Origin of the sequence: Treponema sp. UBA753 (assembly GCF_002297325.1) — a bacterium.
GTDB lineage: Bacteria > Spirochaetota > Spirochaetia > Treponematales > Treponemataceae > Treponema_D.
The window spans coordinates 1266-19569 of the sequence record NZ_DBKJ01000085.1 but is presented as its reverse complement, the minus strand read 5'-3'; the positions used below and the strand labels follow the sequence as shown (position 1 = coordinate 19569).

General features: G+C 37.6%; 18 protein-coding genes. All 18 read right to left on the bottom strand.

What is annotated here, in order from left to right:
- Nucleotides 1-274: 274 nt before the first annotated feature.
- Nucleotides 275-568 (bottom strand): CRISPR-associated endonuclease Cas2, encoded by a 294-nt coding sequence (gene cas2 / locus B4C08_RS07640; protein ID WP_296664249.1) that lies wholly within the window; start codon nt 566-568, stop codon nt 275-277.
- A 7-nt stretch (nt 569-575) separates the two neighbouring features.
- Entirely contained in the window at nt 576-851 is a 276-nt protein-coding gene (cas2, locus tag B4C08_RS07635) for a CRISPR-associated endonuclease Cas2 (protein WP_296664248.1), read from the bottom strand.
- Complete coding sequence (gene cas1, locus B4C08_RS07630) at nt 848-1948, bottom strand: CRISPR-associated endonuclease Cas1 (protein ID WP_296664247.1); 1101 nt, start codon at nt 1946-1948, stop codon at nt 848-850. Before cas1 ends, cas2 (B4C08_RS07635) begins: the two co-directional genes overlap by 4 nt.
- A 23-nt stretch (nt 1949-1971) precedes the next feature.
- Nucleotides 1972-2187: a hypothetical protein gene (locus B4C08_RS07625; RefSeq protein ID WP_296664246.1), complete on the bottom strand. Its 216-nt coding sequence runs from the start codon at nt 2185-2187 to the stop codon at nt 1972-1974.
- Nucleotides 2184-2675: a DUF3990 domain-containing protein gene (locus B4C08_RS07620; RefSeq protein ID WP_296664245.1), complete on the bottom strand. Its 492-nt coding sequence runs from the start codon at nt 2673-2675 to the stop codon at nt 2184-2186. Before B4C08_RS07620 ends, B4C08_RS07625 begins: the two co-directional genes overlap by 4 nt.
- Nucleotides 2675-2893 carry a DUF3791 domain-containing protein gene (locus B4C08_RS07615; RefSeq protein WP_296091391.1) on the bottom strand — a complete coding sequence of 73 codons (219 nt, stop codon included), beginning with the start codon at nt 2891-2893 and terminating at the stop codon, nt 2675-2677. The genes B4C08_RS07620 and B4C08_RS07615 overlap by 1 nt, the downstream gene beginning before the upstream one ends.
- Before the next feature lie 106 nt (nt 2894-2999).
- On the bottom strand, nt 3000-4370 hold the full coding sequence (locus B4C08_RS07610; protein ID WP_296664244.1) for an ATP-binding protein: 1371 nt from the start codon (nt 4368-4370) through the stop codon (nt 3000-3002).
- 36 nt (nt 4371-4406) lie between these two features.
- Complete coding sequence (gene csx20, locus B4C08_RS07605; protein ID WP_296664243.1) at nt 4407-4802, bottom strand: CRISPR-associated protein Csx20; 396 nt, start codon at nt 4800-4802, stop codon at nt 4407-4409.
- Between the two features lie 10 nt (nt 4803-4812).
- Complete coding sequence (locus B4C08_RS07600) at nt 4813-5931, bottom strand: Card1-like endonuclease domain-containing protein (RefSeq protein WP_296664242.1); 1119 nt, start codon at nt 5929-5931, stop codon at nt 4813-4815.
- A gap of 170 nt (nt 5932-6101) precedes the next feature.
- Nucleotides 6102-7568 carry an RNA-binding domain-containing protein gene (locus B4C08_RS07595; protein WP_296664241.1) on the bottom strand — a complete coding sequence of 489 codons (1467 nt, stop codon included), beginning with the start codon at nt 7566-7568 and terminating at the stop codon, nt 6102-6104.
- Between the two features lie 13 nt (nt 7569-7581).
- Complete coding sequence (gene cmr6, locus B4C08_RS07590) at nt 7582-8754, bottom strand: type III-B CRISPR module RAMP protein Cmr6 (RefSeq protein WP_296664240.1); 1173 nt, start codon at nt 8752-8754, stop codon at nt 7582-7584.
- On the bottom strand, nt 8744-9139 hold the full coding sequence (gene cmr5, locus B4C08_RS07585) for a type III-B CRISPR module-associated protein Cmr5 (RefSeq protein WP_296664239.1): 396 nt from the start codon (nt 9137-9139) through the stop codon (nt 8744-8746). Before cmr5 ends, cmr6 begins: the two co-directional genes overlap by 11 nt.
- Before the next feature lies 1 nt (nt 9140).
- Nucleotides 9141-10037 (bottom strand): type III-B CRISPR module RAMP protein Cmr4, encoded by an 897-nt coding sequence (gene cmr4 / locus B4C08_RS07580; protein ID WP_296664238.1) that lies wholly within the window; start codon nt 10035-10037, stop codon nt 9141-9143.
- Nucleotides 10038-10060: 23 nt separating this feature from the next.
- Nucleotides 10061-11035 (bottom strand): type III-B CRISPR module-associated Cmr3 family protein, encoded by a 975-nt coding sequence (locus tag B4C08_RS07575; RefSeq protein ID WP_296664237.1) that lies wholly within the window; start codon nt 11033-11035, stop codon nt 10061-10063.
- Nucleotides 11032-13812 (bottom strand): type III-B CRISPR-associated protein Cas10/Cmr2, encoded by a 2781-nt coding sequence (gene cas10, locus B4C08_RS07570; RefSeq protein ID WP_296664236.1) that lies wholly within the window; start codon nt 13810-13812, stop codon nt 11032-11034. The genes B4C08_RS07575 and cas10 overlap by 4 nt, the downstream gene beginning before the upstream one ends.
- The gene (locus B4C08_RS07565; RefSeq protein WP_296664235.1) at nt 13809-14873 is read right to left on the bottom strand and encodes an RAMP superfamily CRISPR-associated protein; all 1065 of its coding nucleotides are present in this window, start codon (nt 14871-14873) and stop codon (nt 13809-13811) included. The genes cas10 and B4C08_RS07565 overlap by 4 nt, the downstream gene beginning before the upstream one ends.
- Nucleotides 14874-14883: 10 nt before the next feature.
- Nucleotides 14884-15798: a CRISPR system precrRNA processing endoribonuclease RAMP protein Cas6 gene (gene cas6, locus B4C08_RS07560; protein ID WP_296664234.1), complete on the bottom strand. Its 915-nt coding sequence runs from the start codon at nt 15796-15798 to the stop codon at nt 14884-14886.
- A 209-nt stretch (nt 15799-16007) separates the two neighbouring features.
- Nucleotides 16008-18188, bottom strand: a complete 2181-nt coding sequence (locus B4C08_RS07555) for a beta-galactosidase (RefSeq protein WP_296664233.1) — start codon at nt 18186-18188, stop codon at nt 16008-16010.
- Nucleotides 18189-18304: the final 116 nt, after the last annotated feature.

Genomic DNA, 18304 nt, shown 5'->3' with positions numbered 1-18304 from the left:
TCAGGTCTATGTTTTTAATACTACCGCTCACAATATCTTTTATTGCAAGGAATTGCAAGCGCATTTTCGCAAAGGTTGGTTTCTTTTGCCGCAATTCCGTGTGTTTTTATTGCAAAAAGTATATTCTCAGTCTTTTTAATCATTTTAAATCCTTGTATCATAAATAATTATATTTTATTCGCAAACCTGCGCCTTTTTTTGCAGATTTTTTCAAAAACGGAAGTCTGCGATTTTCTGTCAAAGAGCCAATCTGCATTGTCATAAAACAATTTTATCACAGAATCACAAAATCCTCATCTGTTATTTTGTCATCTTTTTCAATGTTTTTTCCGAACACCATCTTTTTCTGAAAATCACGCTCGCACACCTCAAAAAACAGAACAAAATCTTCCTCAATGTCCATAAGTTTTTCAAGCCTGCCTTTCAGCTGCCCAATTGTCTCATCGCTTGCTGTGCTTTCAAAGACCGACTTTTGCACCCGCCAGCCGTAGCTTTCAACGCATTTTGAGATTTTTGCAAGGCGTTTTGTGTCGCGGATGTCGTAAACAATAAGCCAATGTTTTTCCATTTTTTCCTCACAGAATCTCAAAAGTCTTGGGAATAAAAATATTTCCGTTTCCAAGCGAGGTTGTTTTTGCCGCGCAGTCCTGGCACAAAGGATAAATCCTAAGGCTGTCTTCTTTTTTATTGATGATTTTCAAAAGGGATGCCTTAAGTTCCTCAAGCTGCTCTTTTTCCATTTCGCACTCAAAAAATGAAAACTGAATGCGGATTCCAAAATTTTCTAGCGTCTTGGCAACTTTATTGAGACGCTTGGGATTTGAGACATCGTAGCTTATAAAATAAATCATTTGAAATAATACGCCTTGTATTCAGTCTCTTCGCCGCAGACTACGCGCTTGTAATGCAGAACCTGCTGATAGATTATTTTTGCGTATGAGATTTTCTGCGCTGTCGGCGCATACAGAATCAGCGAATTCATTTTTGCCTCGAACGCGGAAATAACTTTTTTAATTCCGGCTTTTGTAAGAAGAATTCCATACTTTGCAGGCGTATTTTCTTCATCCTCCAAATTTGAATCTGAATCGCCTTTTTCCCTTTCAATTTCCAAAGGATAATCTTCACTTTCGGCTGAGAACTCTTTTTTCTCAAAATCTTCGCTCTTTAAAGTTCCAAGATTGAACAGCGAGCAGCAGACAGAATCGCAGATTGGCGAGCGGAATTCTTCCATCAGGTCGAACACAAGCGCAGTTTTTCCGTAGTTCACCGCATGAAGATTTCCGCAGCAGGAATCCAAGCCCTGTGACTCAATCGCGCTTTCCACGCGGTACATCAAAAGCGTGTACAGAAAGCTCAAGACGGCGTTAACATTTGTGCGCGGTGGATTTTTGCTTCTTGTCTTGAATTCCGCCCATTCATCCTGAAGATTGAATTTAAAGACCTCAAAATACTTTCTGGCGGCAAGACCTTCATATCCGCGGAGCTTTTCAATGTCATCAGCCTTTTCCGCATTTAAAAGCGTATTCTTTACCGAACTGATTGCGCTTTCAACCGCCTCGTTTTCGTTTGAATTCTTACGCTTGATTCTCTGCATAAAACTGATTTCGTTGCGGATTTTCCCTGCGACAATGCTTCTTGCAATCTCAAGCGACTTTTGCGGATTGTCTAAAATACGGAACTGCTTCTGCCTAAGAAAGATATTTTTTCCGTCGCCAAAAGAAAGCTTGCCGTTGAATCTTCCGTTTGAGGAAAGAAAAGTCGTTCCGATTTTATATTTTGTAAGAAGACGCAATGCGTCCGCGCTTATGGAAACTTTGCCCACAAGAACCAGATGCTCAGTCTTGAACGGAAAAAGAATTGTGCTAGTTCCGTCCGGCTGGCTAAAGACAATTGTCTCGTCCTTTTTAGAAAGTTTTCCATAATCTGAAAGAATGTAGATTTCTGACATTATTTTCCTCGAACTTCATTTTTTCAGTCATTCATCATCTGATACACATAAACCCAGCCTTCCTGCCAGAGTTTTGAAGATTCACGGCTTAAAGTTTCGTATGCAGTTGAATTATAAAATTTCAAGATGGACTCATTAAGAGAAAGATTTTCTTTTCTTGCCAGTTCACAGCAGATTTTAGAAGCCTTGCCCGGAATAAAAAGATGGACATTTTTTTGCGTAACCTGAGGTCGAATCATTGAAACACCTCCTCTGATTTTATGAATTTCAGATAGTCCAAAGATTTTTCTGTATGAAAACAAATCTGGTCAACGTATTTCCAAGCCATCAACTCGTCAAGAAGTTCTTTTTTGCTTAAGAAGCCGTCTTCGTACAAATTAAGGCTTGCATAGACATTATCATTTGCCACTGCGCCCATCACAACATCGTAATCATAAACAAAATGAATGTTCTGACGGTTCGCCATTACAAAGTCCAGCCATTCTTCACCAGCTCTATTAAATACTTTTGATTTGATTTTTTCAGATTTAAAGATTTCGCTGTCCACTTCAAATACAGAGACGATGGCTTTTTCATAATGAAATCTGTCTTTTTTTATCAAAGCCCATTTTTTTGCCTGCTCAAAGCTCGTTGTTGTGTAAAAGCCGTTTCCAAAATCCATTGCACGGCTTGGTTTCAAGATTTTCGGAGAAGGAACTTCTGAAAAACCGCCATGATATATTTTCATTATTCGCCCTCTGTTTTAATGAAATCTTCAATCGTTTCAATTATATAGGATTTCCCCTGTGTATGTAGAATCTCGTAATGCTCGCCAAGAAAATCAAGAACTTTTTTCTGATAAAATAAATTAGCAACCTCCCGGCCATTCAGATTTTTTGCAGCGGCGTATTCCTCAATGCACCAAGAAAGAAATTCCGCTTTTTTCTGAAACAATTCATCACTCATGACATCCGTCCTAGAACAGAAATTGTATCACGATTTTTATTTTTTTTCATTTTTCCATAATTTGAAAGAATGTAAATTTCTGACATTATTTTCCTCGAAAAAAGTTTTATTTTAAAATTATCCAGTAACCTGATTTGTCCGAGCCTTCTCGTTCTATAAAGCCATCTTTTTTCAGTCTTGAAATATAACGCTTTACGGTCGCTTCCGACTTTCCTATATGAGAGGCAATTTCTGTATAAGTCAAATTCTTCCGAATCTTAAGAAGTTCATAAATCGATTTTACAGGGTCATTTACAGGGTCATTTACAGGGTCATTTTTTCCATTAAAATCTTCCCTATATTCATTCATAAGTTTTATGTATTTTTCAGAAGCAAAACATCTTGCTGTAACACCGCCAAAAGACAAATCAATTTCTGGAATTTTCGCAGTTTCTTCCTTGCAGTAAGCCGCAATTTTTTCAAATCCGCGTCCCCAAGATTCAATCATTCCACATTTAAAGAAAACATTTGCAAGATTCGGATTTCTTGGTTTTGAGATATGCTCCTTAAAAAGACTTTCGACAGGAACTTCCTTTGGCAATGAGCCATCATTCCAAAGGCGGAGTTTATCTTTATAAATTCTGATTTGAACCGGAGTTGTTGAAAGGTAATCTTTATGGACAACAGCATTTAAGAGAAGCTCCCGGAACGCAGCTCGCGGAAAAAAGAAGGTTTCTCTTCTATAAATATCATCATAAGAAATCAGGGCTTTCATATATTTTGAATAGATAAGATCCATTGTTTTTTCAACTTGAAGCAGCAAGGGGCCGTGAACTTCATCCTGGTACAAAATATCGGCTTCATTTTCAAAATATGCGATTTTTATGTAAGCGCCTGTAATCCAGTTTTCCGGGTCTGGATGAAAAGCAAGAACAGCGGCTCTGTTCAAATAATCGCCTTCGGTCAAATGAAGATTTTTTACAAGAGTTTCATTTATCACTTCAAGGGATTCTTTATCCAACCGCCCTGAATCAGAAGCTTTTTTTCTGAATAAGCGGAACGCATCGTTTTCAAGAGAGTCGGGCAAAACTCCGGAAACAGGCACAGAATCCCAAGTACGCCCCTGAACAAAAAGAATCATTTTGTCCAGTTCAACACCTGTAAGCTCCTGCAAAGTTGAGCCGGAACGCTTGTAATATTTTCCATGATAGCTGACAGGAAAAGGGTATTTTTCAACTTCAATTTTAAAGTATTCTTTATCATCTTCCGACAGAAGCTGCACATTGCATACAAGTCCCATCGTGTTTCTGATTTTATTCGGAATATCTTCTGTCAATTTATGGCTGTCATTTACACCGCAAATTGTGCCATCGTCATCTATTCCGATATACAGAATTCCGCCGGCTGTATTTGCAAAGGCACAGATCCATTTGAGATATTCATCACGCCAGGATTTTTTAAATTCTATATTTTGACTTTCCGATGTGTCCAGCTTCATTTCAATATTATAACATAGATTTTTTTAGTTCCAAAATCACCGCATTTTAAAATACTGGTACTTCTTGAAGCAGACGTGCTCAAAAACATATTCGCGGCGGACGGTTTCTCCGCTGCGAGATTCTTTTGCAATGCGCCGAGTTGTGGCATAAAGCGGAACAAGACCGTTTTTTAGCGCAAAATCCACAAGCGTAAAAGTCGAGCCGAACTCGCCCTGAATTATGAACAAATCGCCGTAAGTTGCATTGTTTTTTAGCCAGGAAGCGACAGCCTCAACAACTTCCTCATTGGACTTTTCCGGCGGAATCTGCGACCAAAGTTCCGCAAGATTTTTTTCAGGATAAACAATTTCTGAGGAATTGAATTTTTCGCTTAGCTCGGCAAGCTGATTTTGGGTAAGGACGTGGTTTAGAAGACAAAATGTTCTGGGCATGGGAAGACTCCTAAAGTTGTGTTCCGTCTTTTATGTCAATGCCAAATTCTTTAGCACGATTCAACGGTGTTTCTTTTTCTTTTACTATAGTTTTTGTATATAAATGCTGCTTTACGTACAGACCAAACTTTGACTTGATTATCGCCTGCAGTTTATACAGAGCATCGTTTAAAACTCTGTTGCCTTCATTGCCGTCTACAAAACTTTTACATTCGATTACATGAAGCTTGTTATCTTTATCCAGATAAATTACATCAAGTTCGTTTTTATCATTTCCTTTTTGAATTTCAACATTCAGCGCAACATTTTTCTCATCTACATTATGATATTCATTACAAATTTTCTGGTAAACATATTCTTCAAACCAGCCGCCAGTTATATATCGAATGTGCTTATGCTCAATTCTTGAAACGTCAAATCCAAAAATCTGCAAGAGTTTTATCATATTTTCTTTTGTTGCCACAGGATGATTTATGGCTTTGAATTTTTCTTCTTCAATTTGAGTAAAATCCAAAAAATCTTTTTTCTTATTTTTAAAGTATGAATTATTTTGAAGGGCAATCATCCCCTTTATTAACTCACGGTTATCAGCAACGCACAAATCATAAACAGTTTTGTTATAATTCCAGTCCTTAACACATTTGTTATCATATTTATAAGAAATTCCATGCGCATCCAGATATTCCTTCAAAGAAAGGACTTCAAACATATCATATTTTTGTTTATTTGGATAAAGTTCCTGAAGCTCTTTTCCAATCGGCTGATAAAAAATTTCCGTATGTGGCTTATTGTTGAAAAAATCAAATGCAGCCAAAGACATAATTTTTGTTCCGCCTGTGATATTCACAATTATATTTTTATATTCATTATCTTTAAAATAATCAGTCAGAATATTTTCTGTTTTTGAAATATCATTTCCATCAGTCTGAACAGTTTCCCATTCAACAAATGAATCAGAAAAATGCAATGCATTCTTTATAAATAGTGACTTTTCTTTTTGCTCCATTTCTTTTGTAGAAACAAGCAGAATTTTCATAGGCACTTGCTTTTTATTAAAATACCATTTTATAAACTGAACATTTGGAATTGTCTGTTCACTTACTAAATTTACAAGAATTGTCTCTTTCATTTTTTTTCTCCAATAAAAAGTCAATGAGAAAATATAAATTTTCGATTTGACTTTTTAACACAATTTCGCAACAAAATACGAAATTGCAGTTTATAAAAAAGTTTGCAACGCAAACTTGTGAATAAAAACTTTGACGCTATCTAAGGCAAAGTTTTTATTACACTCTCCTGCTATTCCACAATCTCCCAAGTTCCTTTTTTGTCTGAACCGAGCCGTTTTATTTTGCCTTCATTTTTTAATTTTGCCATGTTCCATTCCACGCCGCGCAACGAAAGCTCCGTAACCGCCGCAAGCTGCCTCTGCGTGATTTTCGGATTTTCCTTGATTGCCTCAAGAATTTTTTCTTCGGCGGAACTATTTTCACCACAGTTTTCACCACAGTTTTCACCACAGTTTTCACCACAGTTAGATTTTATTTCTTCTTCGCCATTTTTCTTAACTGTTTCCTCGTCAGATTTTTCAGATGGAAGCGGGACTATAATTCTGAACATATCGCCGTCTATAAATTCAGGACGGGCATTTTTGCCGGAATACAGAGGCACATATTCATTCAGTTTTCTAAAACCAGAACCAAGTTCTTCTGAATAGGTTATTTCGCGGAAAACTTTTGAGATACAAGGATTTTTTGGGAACGGCTCTATATTTTCCGGCGTAAGCTTTCCTTCATTTTGAGCCTTGTTCGGATTTTCAACATACATTCTGTCTTTTTCAATTACAAACTTTGAAATGCGACCGCTTGTGAATTCACGGTGAATCAGACAGTTTACAATCATTTCGCGGCAGATATTTGAACGCAAGCTGATGCTCTGCATATTTTCATTCAGAAAAAACTTATCGGAAGTATGCTTCCGGGCAAACTGCATAAGCAAATCAACACTGTCAATCAGATTCGTCTGAATAATCTCGCGGTCATCATAACGGTCTGTGTCGATTTTTCTGCAAAGCGCATCTGTCCAATATGTAGGACAAATATCATGGATCACATCATCCTGACCAAAAAGAAGAGCCGCTGCAAGAGTAAGACCATCTTCATTTGTTGCATAATCATGCGTATAAAACCCCGCAGATTTCAAAAGCTGCATATTATCCATTTTCATCCACGGATGACCAGAATTTCTGTTGTATGCAAGCTGCCTTGCTTTTTGAAAAATATCTTCCCGCAAATTTTCAAGCTTAAGATACGGAAAAACACGGCGTTCTGTAAAAATATTCTGTTTCCGGATATACATTTCCGCAATTTTATCAGTAGAAGTTACAACAATATCGCTGTCGCCCAGCCTGTCATAAACCTTGCCCTTTAAAGTATAAACCTGCGAAGCGTTCGGAACGTAAATCCAAAGAACGATTTTTCCCTCTATAGAAATTGGCTCAATAGTTGCCGTACAGACAGGACTAAAAAGAGAAGGATTATTAAGGCAATTTATAAAATTTCTGCTCAAATCACGGACTGCATTTTCCTGCACGCCTTCAATATTTCCGCCATCATCAACACCAAGAAAAATATCTCCGCCAAAACGGTTCAAGAATGAGCAGACAGTTTCATAAACATCAGAATGAATCCCGTTTCCGCAACGCTTGAATTCCTGAGTAACTGTTTCGCCGAGCTTTATTTTTTTTAGAACTGTATTTGGTGTCATGTTTTAGGATTCCTTATAATTTTGACAAAATCTGCATTACAACGTAATCACCGACGTTATTTTTTGTTCCGTCAATTTTTACTCGAACTTTGTCTTTCTTTCTGTAAGCTGAAAGAATTTTTGTCTTGCAATTTCTTAACACAGCCTTATCTTTTGACTTTACGATTTCAAAAAATATGCTGAATCTCCGCTTATCCAAGTCAATTATCATTGCTTCATATTCACCTGCAGTCAAATCCTCTTTTTTCACGATTTTCGGCTGCACAGTTTGAGATGTTTCAGCAACACCATTTACTCTTTTAAACCGCCCGTAACCTATAGAAGTTTTTCCGCCAAAACCGACTTTTTCAAATGCGGTGCTGAACATAGCCTCAATTTCTTTTGTTTCTGTTTCGGTAAGGATTGGAGATTTATCATCATTCTTTAGCGGAATAAACGCGCAGTTAAAAACAAACTTTATTCCCTGACCGACTGCAAGAAATTTTATTGGAGTCGGCGATTCTGTTTCTTCAGGTTGATCCTTTTTTCCGCTATAGTAATCAGAATAATGAGGATTCATTATGTCAACTTTAAGGTTGGGAATTTCCGCAGGATATGCATCAAGAACAACAAGCTGTCCTCTGTACTTATTTTTCTGCTTCTGATCTGATGTGCCAAAATATTTTTCAAGCTCAGATTCAGGAATTTCAGTTCTGCCGGTTGCAATATTTATTGCATGAGCAAGACGAAGAACGCCTTTTACAGAAGAAGCCGGTATATAAGGAATTCCAATATTCCTGTCTAGAATCATTCCAGTTTCAGTCGGATGCCCCGAACCAAGACCTGTAATGAACGGAGAAACTGTTTTTGCCACAATGGAAAAAGTCTGAATTCCTTGTGAATTCAAAAAGTTCATATAAGACTTCTGCTTTTCCTGTTTTCTTTCAATCTCTTTTCTGGCATCAGATATTTCAAAAAGTTTATCGCTTTTGTTTTTTAGATTCAGAATATTTTCTGTATCAGTTTTCAGTTCACCTTTTTCAATTTTCCAGTTCACCATCCGCGGGAAATAAAGAGAAAAATTGCAGTTTGGATTTTCAAGCAGTTTTTTCTGATTATCTGGAACTGGAAAAAGCGAATTAATATTGTCGCTAGCATTGGACAAATGCTTTTGGCTGTAGCCACTCGAATTTCTATTACTGTTCACTGTCTTTTGCCCCTTCAAATGCTCTTGCATAACGCTTCAGCCATTCCAACATTCTCAAAACTTCTTCCTGCATTTTTATGTATTCGCTTTGAGATATTGAATTTATCCGTGAAAGAAAATCAAAGTCATCTTTTACATTAGCAAATGAACTGCTGAATTCTTTCTGCAAATATGATTTAAGAATTCCAAAGACAAATTCCCTTTCTTTTTTTGAGCTCTTCGCTTTTAAAAATGCAAGACTTTGTCCAAGTCCATTTGAAAGAATCATGTTCGGCATTCCAACAATAAATGTCGCATAAGTTGACGGCACACCAGAATCTTTATATTTATCCAATGACTTTAATGCAAATTCCGCTCTTTTCTGCTGTTTTGTCTGAATCGCCATTCTACATTTCCTCCCTTGAAGAATGATTCCAAGCAAGCTGGAAAACACCTCGGCCGCAAGTTTCGTCGCCTGCAATCTGAATATGATTGGCAATCACTTCTTCCGTTATGAAGTTTTTTATTGTTTCTGCTTTTAGTTTATCTTCCACAGAATTTTTAGAATCGCCCCAATGAATAACCGTGTACATGACTGTATCAGACGGAAGTTCCTCCTGATAACGCAGCGAGCCGTCCTGCGTGGTTCCTGTTTTGCTGTCAATTTTAATTTGAGCCATAATCTGCGTGCAGTTTGAAACTCCGTAATTAAAGACATCATCAGACACAAGAAGCAGCCGTTCCGCATCTTTGAAGAATGGTTCTATTTCTGAAAACTCTTTAATTTCGCTATCTGCAACTTGAACTTCATAATCTTCAAGAAGAACATTTCCCTTTAATTCGGATTTTCCAAGACTTATTGCTTTGTCATCAGAAACAGAGAATTTTGAAGAATCAAATTCAATAGAATTAAAATTTGCAACAGACAAATCTTTCTCCAGTCTCTTTAAAACTGACGGACAAGTAATCCAAACAAACGGCGAGACATTTGACCGCATCGGGAATGCCAATATTTTTGCATCTGAAATAGAAAGAGAACCTGCATATCCCCCGTTGGATGAAGTTCCAAATATAGATTCTGTAAGCTTTTCAAAGTCTTTTATCTGTTCTTTATTAGCAATCTTATTCTTGAACCTATCAAAATTCGCCCTGAATGCGCCTTTTACACCGCTTGCCTGAATCATAGGCCAGTTTGTGTGGCGTTCACGCTGAATCGGCAAATCCACAACTCCAAGTGCAGAACCGCTTCCTGCGTGACAAGGTGTTACCGCATACATAATTGCAATTGATGTGTTTTCAAACATGATTATTCTCCTGTGCGTTTTATTTATCTTTGATTCAATGGAATACAAATACCATTTACATTTTTTGTGAATACTGCTCCGGCAGGAATCCAGCTTGTTGTAGGTTTATGAAAACTTCTTGCCAAATCCCAGCCGGAAGTTATTACCAATTTAGAAGAAGCTATAAGGCTTTCAAGAATTTCTTCTGTCGCTTCAATCGGCGCGAATGATAAAAATTGATTTGCTGTATTTTCTGATTTTTCTGGCATACAAAAATCAATTTTTCTGTAGCTGCACAATCTTCTTTCACCTCCAAGTTGAATTTTCCCGGAATCCTCTAACCCAATTTCTTTTGAAATTCCAGCAACCATTGAAACTCCGTCAAGAAGTCTTACATGAGAAGCAGAATACAGCTGACCTTCAACAGTATGTTTTCCTGAATCCAATGCGATTCCTGTTCTCTGCTCGAATGCGAAAATTTCATTCTGAAGCAGAAAATCATTTTCTTCCAAAACGCTCTTTGTGGAATTTATAAAATCAATTGAAACCCAAATATTTCCCAACGGCTGCGCATTTTCTTTTGCATGGACAAATGGAAGATTTTCAGAAGAACTCATCACAAACATATCATCAAGAAATTTCTGATTTCTCTTTGCCTCAATAATTGGTTTGCCGATATAGTCCGTTTTCTCTTTCGGCTTTTTTTCTGAATCCAAATACCATGAAGCAGGAACTTTTGCATAAAACTGACCATCTTTCTTTATAAGAATAGAAGAAACTTCAAATGGAGCTTTTTCAGAAGGATTTCCAATTATTTCGTTTGCGGAAGTATCTTTGCCAAACGCATAATCTTCTGGAAAAATTCCTTTTTGCAGCAAAAATGCAGTTCTAAAAGAGCCTTCAAGAACAGAAACAGGTGGCGGAAACATTGAAACAGCGATATTCTGTCCAGCTTCCATAGGAGTTGAGCCTCTAAAAAACAACGTATCTAAAGGGATTATTTCGTAAAAAACACTCATTCAGCCGCTCCTTCAAAAGATATTCCCTGCAGAAAATTTGCAATTACAGCTGCTTCAAAATTGTAAACAAGTTTTTCATTTTTTTCTTTTTTGAAACATATTCCCGCCAAATCTCTTGAGTAATTATTAAGTTTATTTTCTTTTATTTTAATTCCAGAATGAGAAAGCTCATATTTTAAAATCTGAACAATTTTATTTTTATTGTCGTCCGTGCAATCCAACATCGGCTCAAAAAAATCTTCCATATTTTGCAGTTTATACAAAAGAGATGTGCTGATTTCTTCTGATTTTGCAGCACCGCAAATGTTCATAAATGATTTTAGAACCGTTTTCCCTGAATCAAAAATATTTTCCTCATTCCATTTGCAAGAAAAATCCCTGTCTCCGCCGGAACGTTTTTTAAGTCTGATTGCAATTGCGTTTCTTCCAGTTTTTTCTTTTGCAATAGAATCAAGCACTTTGTGAGCATCCTGGACAACTTCTCTCAATGGCTCTTTGTGATGAGCAATTACAATTGCCCCGGACAACGAAATTCCTTTTGCTCCATGACCAAGATGATACCCGACTTTCTGCATTGAATAATTTAACTTATCAATTTCAACCGCACCATCTTTTTCAGTATATTCTGCAAAAGACATAGTATAGCTTTCGGCAATTTTTTTTGCACATTCAGCGGCTGTATTCAAAGGCAAAACCGCGCATACATCATCACCGCCGGCATAAATAAGTCTGCCTCCTGCATTTTTAACAGCAGGCTGAACACCAAATCTTGCAAAATTGTTAAGAGAATCTGAAATCATTGCATGCAAGGCTGGATTCAAAGTCCGTTTTTTATCAAAATAATCTTTTAAAACAGAAGCCTTTACTGTTCCATTTTCAATTTTTGCAGCCAAATCCTCGTGAATCACATCTTTCCATTTTGCCTCGAGCGTTTCTCCGTTTATCAAATCGCCCATTTTATCTCCATCCATCAAAAGAACGGCATAATATTTGTCTTTGTTTGTAAATTTTATGCCGAAATCTTTTTCAGCATCTTTTATTATTTTTTCCGTATCAGTTGTATCTTCATCATAATTGTCTTCATTATGAAGATAACTTAAAATATCGTTGTACTCCTTTGAATTGATTGCGATTTTTCCTGAAAGATTTTTCATATAACTTGTTGCAGCCATTTCTGTCGTTGAAGGAAAATTTTCATACGACTTAAAAACTTCCTGCAAAATAAAATCTTTTGAATATTTTTTTGAGACAATCGGCAGAAACCTTTTTACAGCACAAACCGCACAAAGTTTCTCATTTTTGCGGATGTTCTTATTATCCTTGTCGTTTTCTGAAATTCTATTCCAAAAGTCATCAACATTTTTTGAATATTCTTTTGCAGAAGTTGTTCCAGTAAATCTAAAATCGTTAAGAACCTCACGTTCTCCGCATAGCGGACATTTTATTCCATTTTGCGGGCGGCGAATAAACGCAGGTTTTGTTTTTCCGGCAGCAAGCACGCCCTGAACAAGAGAATGGGTCGAAGTGTAAAGCCGTACATTTTTCATTGAATACTGTCTTGAAAAAGAATCCAAAACCTCAAATTCTTTTTTAACAACATCACCTGAAACAAGCTTTTCAATTTTTTCCTTGTCAGATAATTCAGCAAGTTTTGAAGAAGCCCAGGAGAAATTCCAAAAATCTTCTATTTGGGTATTCCACAGTTCCGAAAAGTTTTCCACTGCACCAGTTTGTTTTTGAATATACTCTTTTACACCGGAAGAAATTTCAATCCATTTTGATTTTACAGTTTTAGTAATTTTCTCATTCAGTTCTTTCACCTTGTCATGCGGACACAGGAAAATAAACTTATTAGGAAAAGCGGCTATTCCCTTTGTATTGTCTAAAAGCGTCTTTAAGTCGCCTTTTTCGCTTAAAAAATTTTCACTGATTTTACAGTTTTTGACAAGCCAATCATTCACCAAAGGCTGATTGTGCAAAGAAGGATAAACAATGTGGTCGGGTCCAAGTTCATCCATAACACACGCAATTCCTGTAAAAGCAAGATACGACAAAAGGACAGAACCAGTCCAATAATCACGGAGTTTTCTTGCCTTTGCAATAAAATCCTGAACAGGAGTTATCGAAAAAACAGCCATATCAATCTGATTGTTTGAATCTTCCGACAAAGAAGAACCGATTGCGGAAACAAGCCCCAAATGATGCCACAAAGGATGATCCGGCATTCTTGTGTCTGCCGGCAAAATATCCCAGATCGCACCAAGATTTCCGACATTTTCATTACGAAGCCTTTTTGGGAAAGGAAAAAACAAATAACTGAAAAGTGATTTTGCCCAGTCTTCAGGACTGTCTTTATAGTTGAAGCAAGCATTTAACGGCTTTTCATTTTCCGGAATGCCTTGCATTTCCTCGTAAGTTTTATTCAGCCCCAAATCTTTTTTAAGTAAATCTTCAATTTCTGAACACAATTTTTTTATATCAACTTCCGGCAAATCTACAGGAAGAACTTTTTTTACAAGCGGATGAACAATCTGCGTATTATCCGAAAAATCAATGCAGCCGCCATCTTTTGAATTTGGCAGAAGAGTTCTTGTTAAACTTGAAGCAATGCAGTCCGCAGCCTGATAATTATCCTTATCCGGAATTGTCTGATAAAGAAGTTCCGCAATTTTAGAAGCAATTTCTTCATGATGTGGAATATCAAATACTTTGCATACAGGGTCATGAAGCCAAAGAGAAACTTTATTCTGCCAATAATCTGATTTTTTATTGCTCATTTTGCAGCTCCTGTAATTTGTCTTTGCCATCCTGTAACACGAGAATCTTTATCAAAATAATCATGTAAAAGGTAGCCTACTTGTTTTTGTTCTTCTAACTCCCAGTTTTCTATCTCATAAGGAATGTGAATTATCAACCCATAGTATTTTGTCATTATTGAATTCTCAACTTTTACCTTCTGAGGACAAACTTTTACAATCACTTGCGACGGTAATCTTGAATTTCCTTTTGCCATTCCAAAGACTTTTCTTCCGTTTGGAATTTTTGCTTTTATAAATGAAAGAGCATCATGATAAACCAAACCAATTTCTTCAAATGCCAAATTCCATGAATTAAAGTTCTTTGTCTTCCAGGCCAATACGCCGTTTTCGTCAGAACAAATCTTAGACGGATATTTTTTAGAGGAATTGAGTATTCCTTTCCAGTTCCCAAATTTTCCAAAGACACGAGGTGGATTAAACTCAAAAGAATTTTGTTTCGGAATAACATTAATACTTCCAAAACCATTTTTTGATTTTGAGCCGCAAGTTCCAAAAAGGATTATCAGAAACAAAGAATCTATTATTTCATTTTTGTATTTGGACTCAAGCGTCAGTACAAATGTGCATTTAGTCTTAGGCTTTATATATTCTTTTATTCCTACAGAGCCGTAGCCCAAATACTTAGATAAATCCATAGAACCGAATTTTGACTCAATTCTTCCAATATCAATATGTGCAGATGATTTATATTCATCTGATGGCAAAATCTGCTTTATTTTTAAGTCTATCTTGCTTTTCCCAAAGACTTCAGGCTCTTTTTCTGATTTTTTCCTTGATTTATTTTGCTCTACAGTTTCAGGATTTCTTTCCGTAGAACCGAACAATTCGCTTTCTTTCTGCCATAATTCATTTGGATTTAAATTGCCATTTACAATGCGCCACCATCTGCGAATCAAATTCTTAAATGGCGCAGTACGGATTTCCGCGTTTCCGTCTGCTCCGCCCAAGAATGTCGGCGTAATAAATTCAACATCAAAAACCAATTCTGTCGTATCAGTATATCTGCTTACATCTATCATCTCTTTTCTCCTACTTGCTCCAATAATCTATCTGTCCAAGCCCGAAGTTTGTGTTTTTTCCGGCTCCGGCGATTGTGTTCAGTTCCAGCAAGGAAAGCTCAAAATCCGAAAAGCTGCCGGTTATCTTAAAGTTTCCCACGCTTCCGCCAAGTTCCATTGAGTTTTTCTGGCGCGCGGAATAATGGTTAAAGTCAATCCACCTGATTTTTCTGTCTGTGATTTCAAGCGACTCTGACGGAACATATCTTTGAGAATCTTCTTCTGAAAGATCACCGTAAAGCGAGCACAAAGTTTTTGCGCGGCGGTAAAGGCAGCCCATAAAATCCTGCGCGGAAAAATCTGTGCCGTACCTTCCGCCAAACTTGAACCGCAGCGGAGAATTAAGCTCAACAAGAATTTCATGCCGGCTCAACTTTGATTCTTCAGCAGATTTCCAAGACTGCGCCTCAATTTCAATATCAAGATGATTCTCATCAATGAGAATGTTTCTTCCGCCCGAAACAACGCTTTTAATCCTGAACTGAGTCCGGCTTTTAAAGATTCCGTCATTTCCGGCACGGACAAAAGCCGCGTATATATATGGAAGATATTCAACAGATTTTCCAAAAAGCGTAAGGACAAACGAATATTCAGTTATAGGATTTTTGCGTTCACGACTTTTTACGGAAAGCGAATAAGGATGGCAGCCTTTGTTACGCCCAGGCAGAACTAGATTATCAGACGGAAGAACTGTCTCAAAAATATATGAATAGACGCAAGTTTTGCTGTAAAGACACTCGCCACAGACCGACTGTTTTGAAATGCAGCACATTGAGCGCAGATTCTTTCCCAACATTCCGCGAAGAACAAACAAAGGATTTGCGCTTACAATCGCCGGCTCAATAAATTCAAGGCTGAATTCAAATTGCAAAAAGCTGAGTTTCAAAATTCTTCTCCGTAATAAAAATACAATTATTATTTTAGCACAAGAATTTCATAAATCAAGTTTTTTTTATCAAAAGAATATTTGTTTCCTATACAAAAAAAATCACCCCCAGACTTGCCACAATGACCAAAAAGCAAATCCGGGGATGATGAAGGAGGACTAATTTAACTGCCTTAAAAAATCAGGCGAATTTTAAAACCGTCTAATCTTTAAAGCTGGGCAGAAACTTTTACAAATGCCCTTGTTTTTATTCCGTTGACTTTCTTGAGTGAATCCAAACCTGCAAAGTCCGGCCACTCTTCTATGAAAACAGGAGCGTCTTTTTTGAGCGAATCAATTTCCAGTGTGAACTCATGAGCATTTTTTCCGTAGCGTTTAAGACCGATGCTCCAAGGATAATTTTCGCCAACAAAAATTCCGTCGTCAATGAGCTTTCCGTTTTCATAAAGGCGCGCGCAGTTTCCGGCGTATTCAATATCAATAAACAAATCATCAAGTCCGTTTTGCCAGCTTTCCACGGAAATTTTATAGACCGCAGTTTTTTCATCTTCTGAAATTTTTTCATATGAAACTTTTGGAACTTCCGCAGCGTCTTGCTCGCAAGTGTAGACCGTGAATCCGCAGCCGCATTTTTTTGCAGAAAACCCTTTTGGAACTTTTTCAAATTCAGGGAATGCCTTGAATGAAATTTTCTTGCAGTCTTCAAATTCAAGTTTTGCTTTTCCGTCTTGGTTATCCTGGAACAAAACTGAATCCGTTACAACAAGATATTCTTTTCCGTTTGCAACAACTTTGTGAGCGTTCAGCGCATCTTCTCTTGAAAGCGTTACAATTTCGCAGTCAGGAGCCTCGCCTTCAAACTGATAAAGAGAAGGCAAAGCATCTTTTGCAGAACAAACGCAGGAATCTTTTTTAGCCAAAAATCCAGCAGGTTTTGCAGCTGAATAGAAAACATAAATTTTGCGCTGGTTATTTAAAACACAAAGCGGAGTTGCAAGAGAAGTCTTTAAAAGTCCGTCTGCAACTTTCATGTTGAAAGGCAAAAAGAAAAAGTCTTTGTCCGCAACATCAATTGCCGGGAACTGAATGTCTGCTCCGCTTTTTTCTGTGGAAGCAAGCACAACATTTTTATGCTCCGCCATTTTTCTTCTGCGCTGATAATTATTTACAAAAACAAAGCCGCGTTTTTTTCCGCATTTTTCGCATTCCCTGTAACGCCAGCTTGTGCGCAAGTCAGAAAAATTTTCCGGCGTAATAGGATTTGATTCTGGCAAGTCAGTTTCTGTGGAAGCAAAAAATTCTCCAAAGTCATGCGCAAAAAGTGAATACAATTTTATTTCACCGTAAGTTCCGTTTGGAAGTCCGTACTCTCCCAACGGCGCGCGGAAGTCGTAGTTCTTTATACTCATGTCGTTTAAAGAGCCTGTCGCAATATTTTCTTCAAGAGTTGTAAGCTTGCCTTCCGGATTCTGTCCGCCATGATACATATAGTAGCCAAGAAGATTGCAGCCGCTTCCCATTTTTGCAAGACTCATAGCTCCAATGTCTTTTGGCTGAGCAATCGGACGGCGTTTTAAAGTAACTTGAAGTCCGCCGCCAAGTTCCGCTGTAAGATACGGATACTTTGCCATATCAAAAGTGATTCCTTCGCCAAGTCCAAAGTCGCAGCCAATCGCATGGTCGTTGCGCTCGTAAGTAAAAACATAGTTTCCGCTCGGCTCAATTTCTGTAATGCGCGGATCCCACGGAGCTTCGCAATAGCCGCCCATAACAGGCAAAAGCCCAGCAGTAACAGCTCCGCCCCAGCCAGTCGCAGTATACAAGGGAACATCAAAGCCAATTTCACGCGCCATTTTTTCAAGACGCTTCATGTGCGCTTCACCAGCATCTCCTGTAAGTCCACCGCAATGACCGAATTCATTTTCAATCTGAACTCCAATAATCGGACCGCCATCTTTTAAAAGCAAGCCTTTTACCTGCTCATAAATCGCCTTGTAGAATTTTTCAACTTCCGCAAAGTACTTTTCATCGTTTGTATTGCGCGCATCAGGACATTTTGCAAGAAGCCAGTCAGGAAATCCTCCGTGGCGAACTTCTGCATGGCTCCAAGGTCCAATGCGCAAAATCATTGAAAGCCCGCATTCATTTATTGTCTGAACAAATTTGCGAAGGTTGCGCCAACCTGTCCAGTCAAACTGATTTTCAATTTCCTCGTGATGAATCCAAATTACGTAGGAACTTACAATGTCCACGCCGCCCTCTTTCATTTTTAAAAGAGCCTCTTTCCAGTCGCTGTCTGGGTAGCGTGAATAATGAATTTCTCCCATAATAGGAAACCATCTTTTTTCGCCCTTAAAAAGGCTTTTATTGTCAAAAGAATATGAAATCATGTTTTTCTCCCATAAAAAGTCAATGAGAAAGTTTCAACTTTCGATTTGACTTTTTATTGCAATTTCGTAACAAAGTAAGAAATTGTAGTTAATATAGAAGTTTGCAACGCAAACTT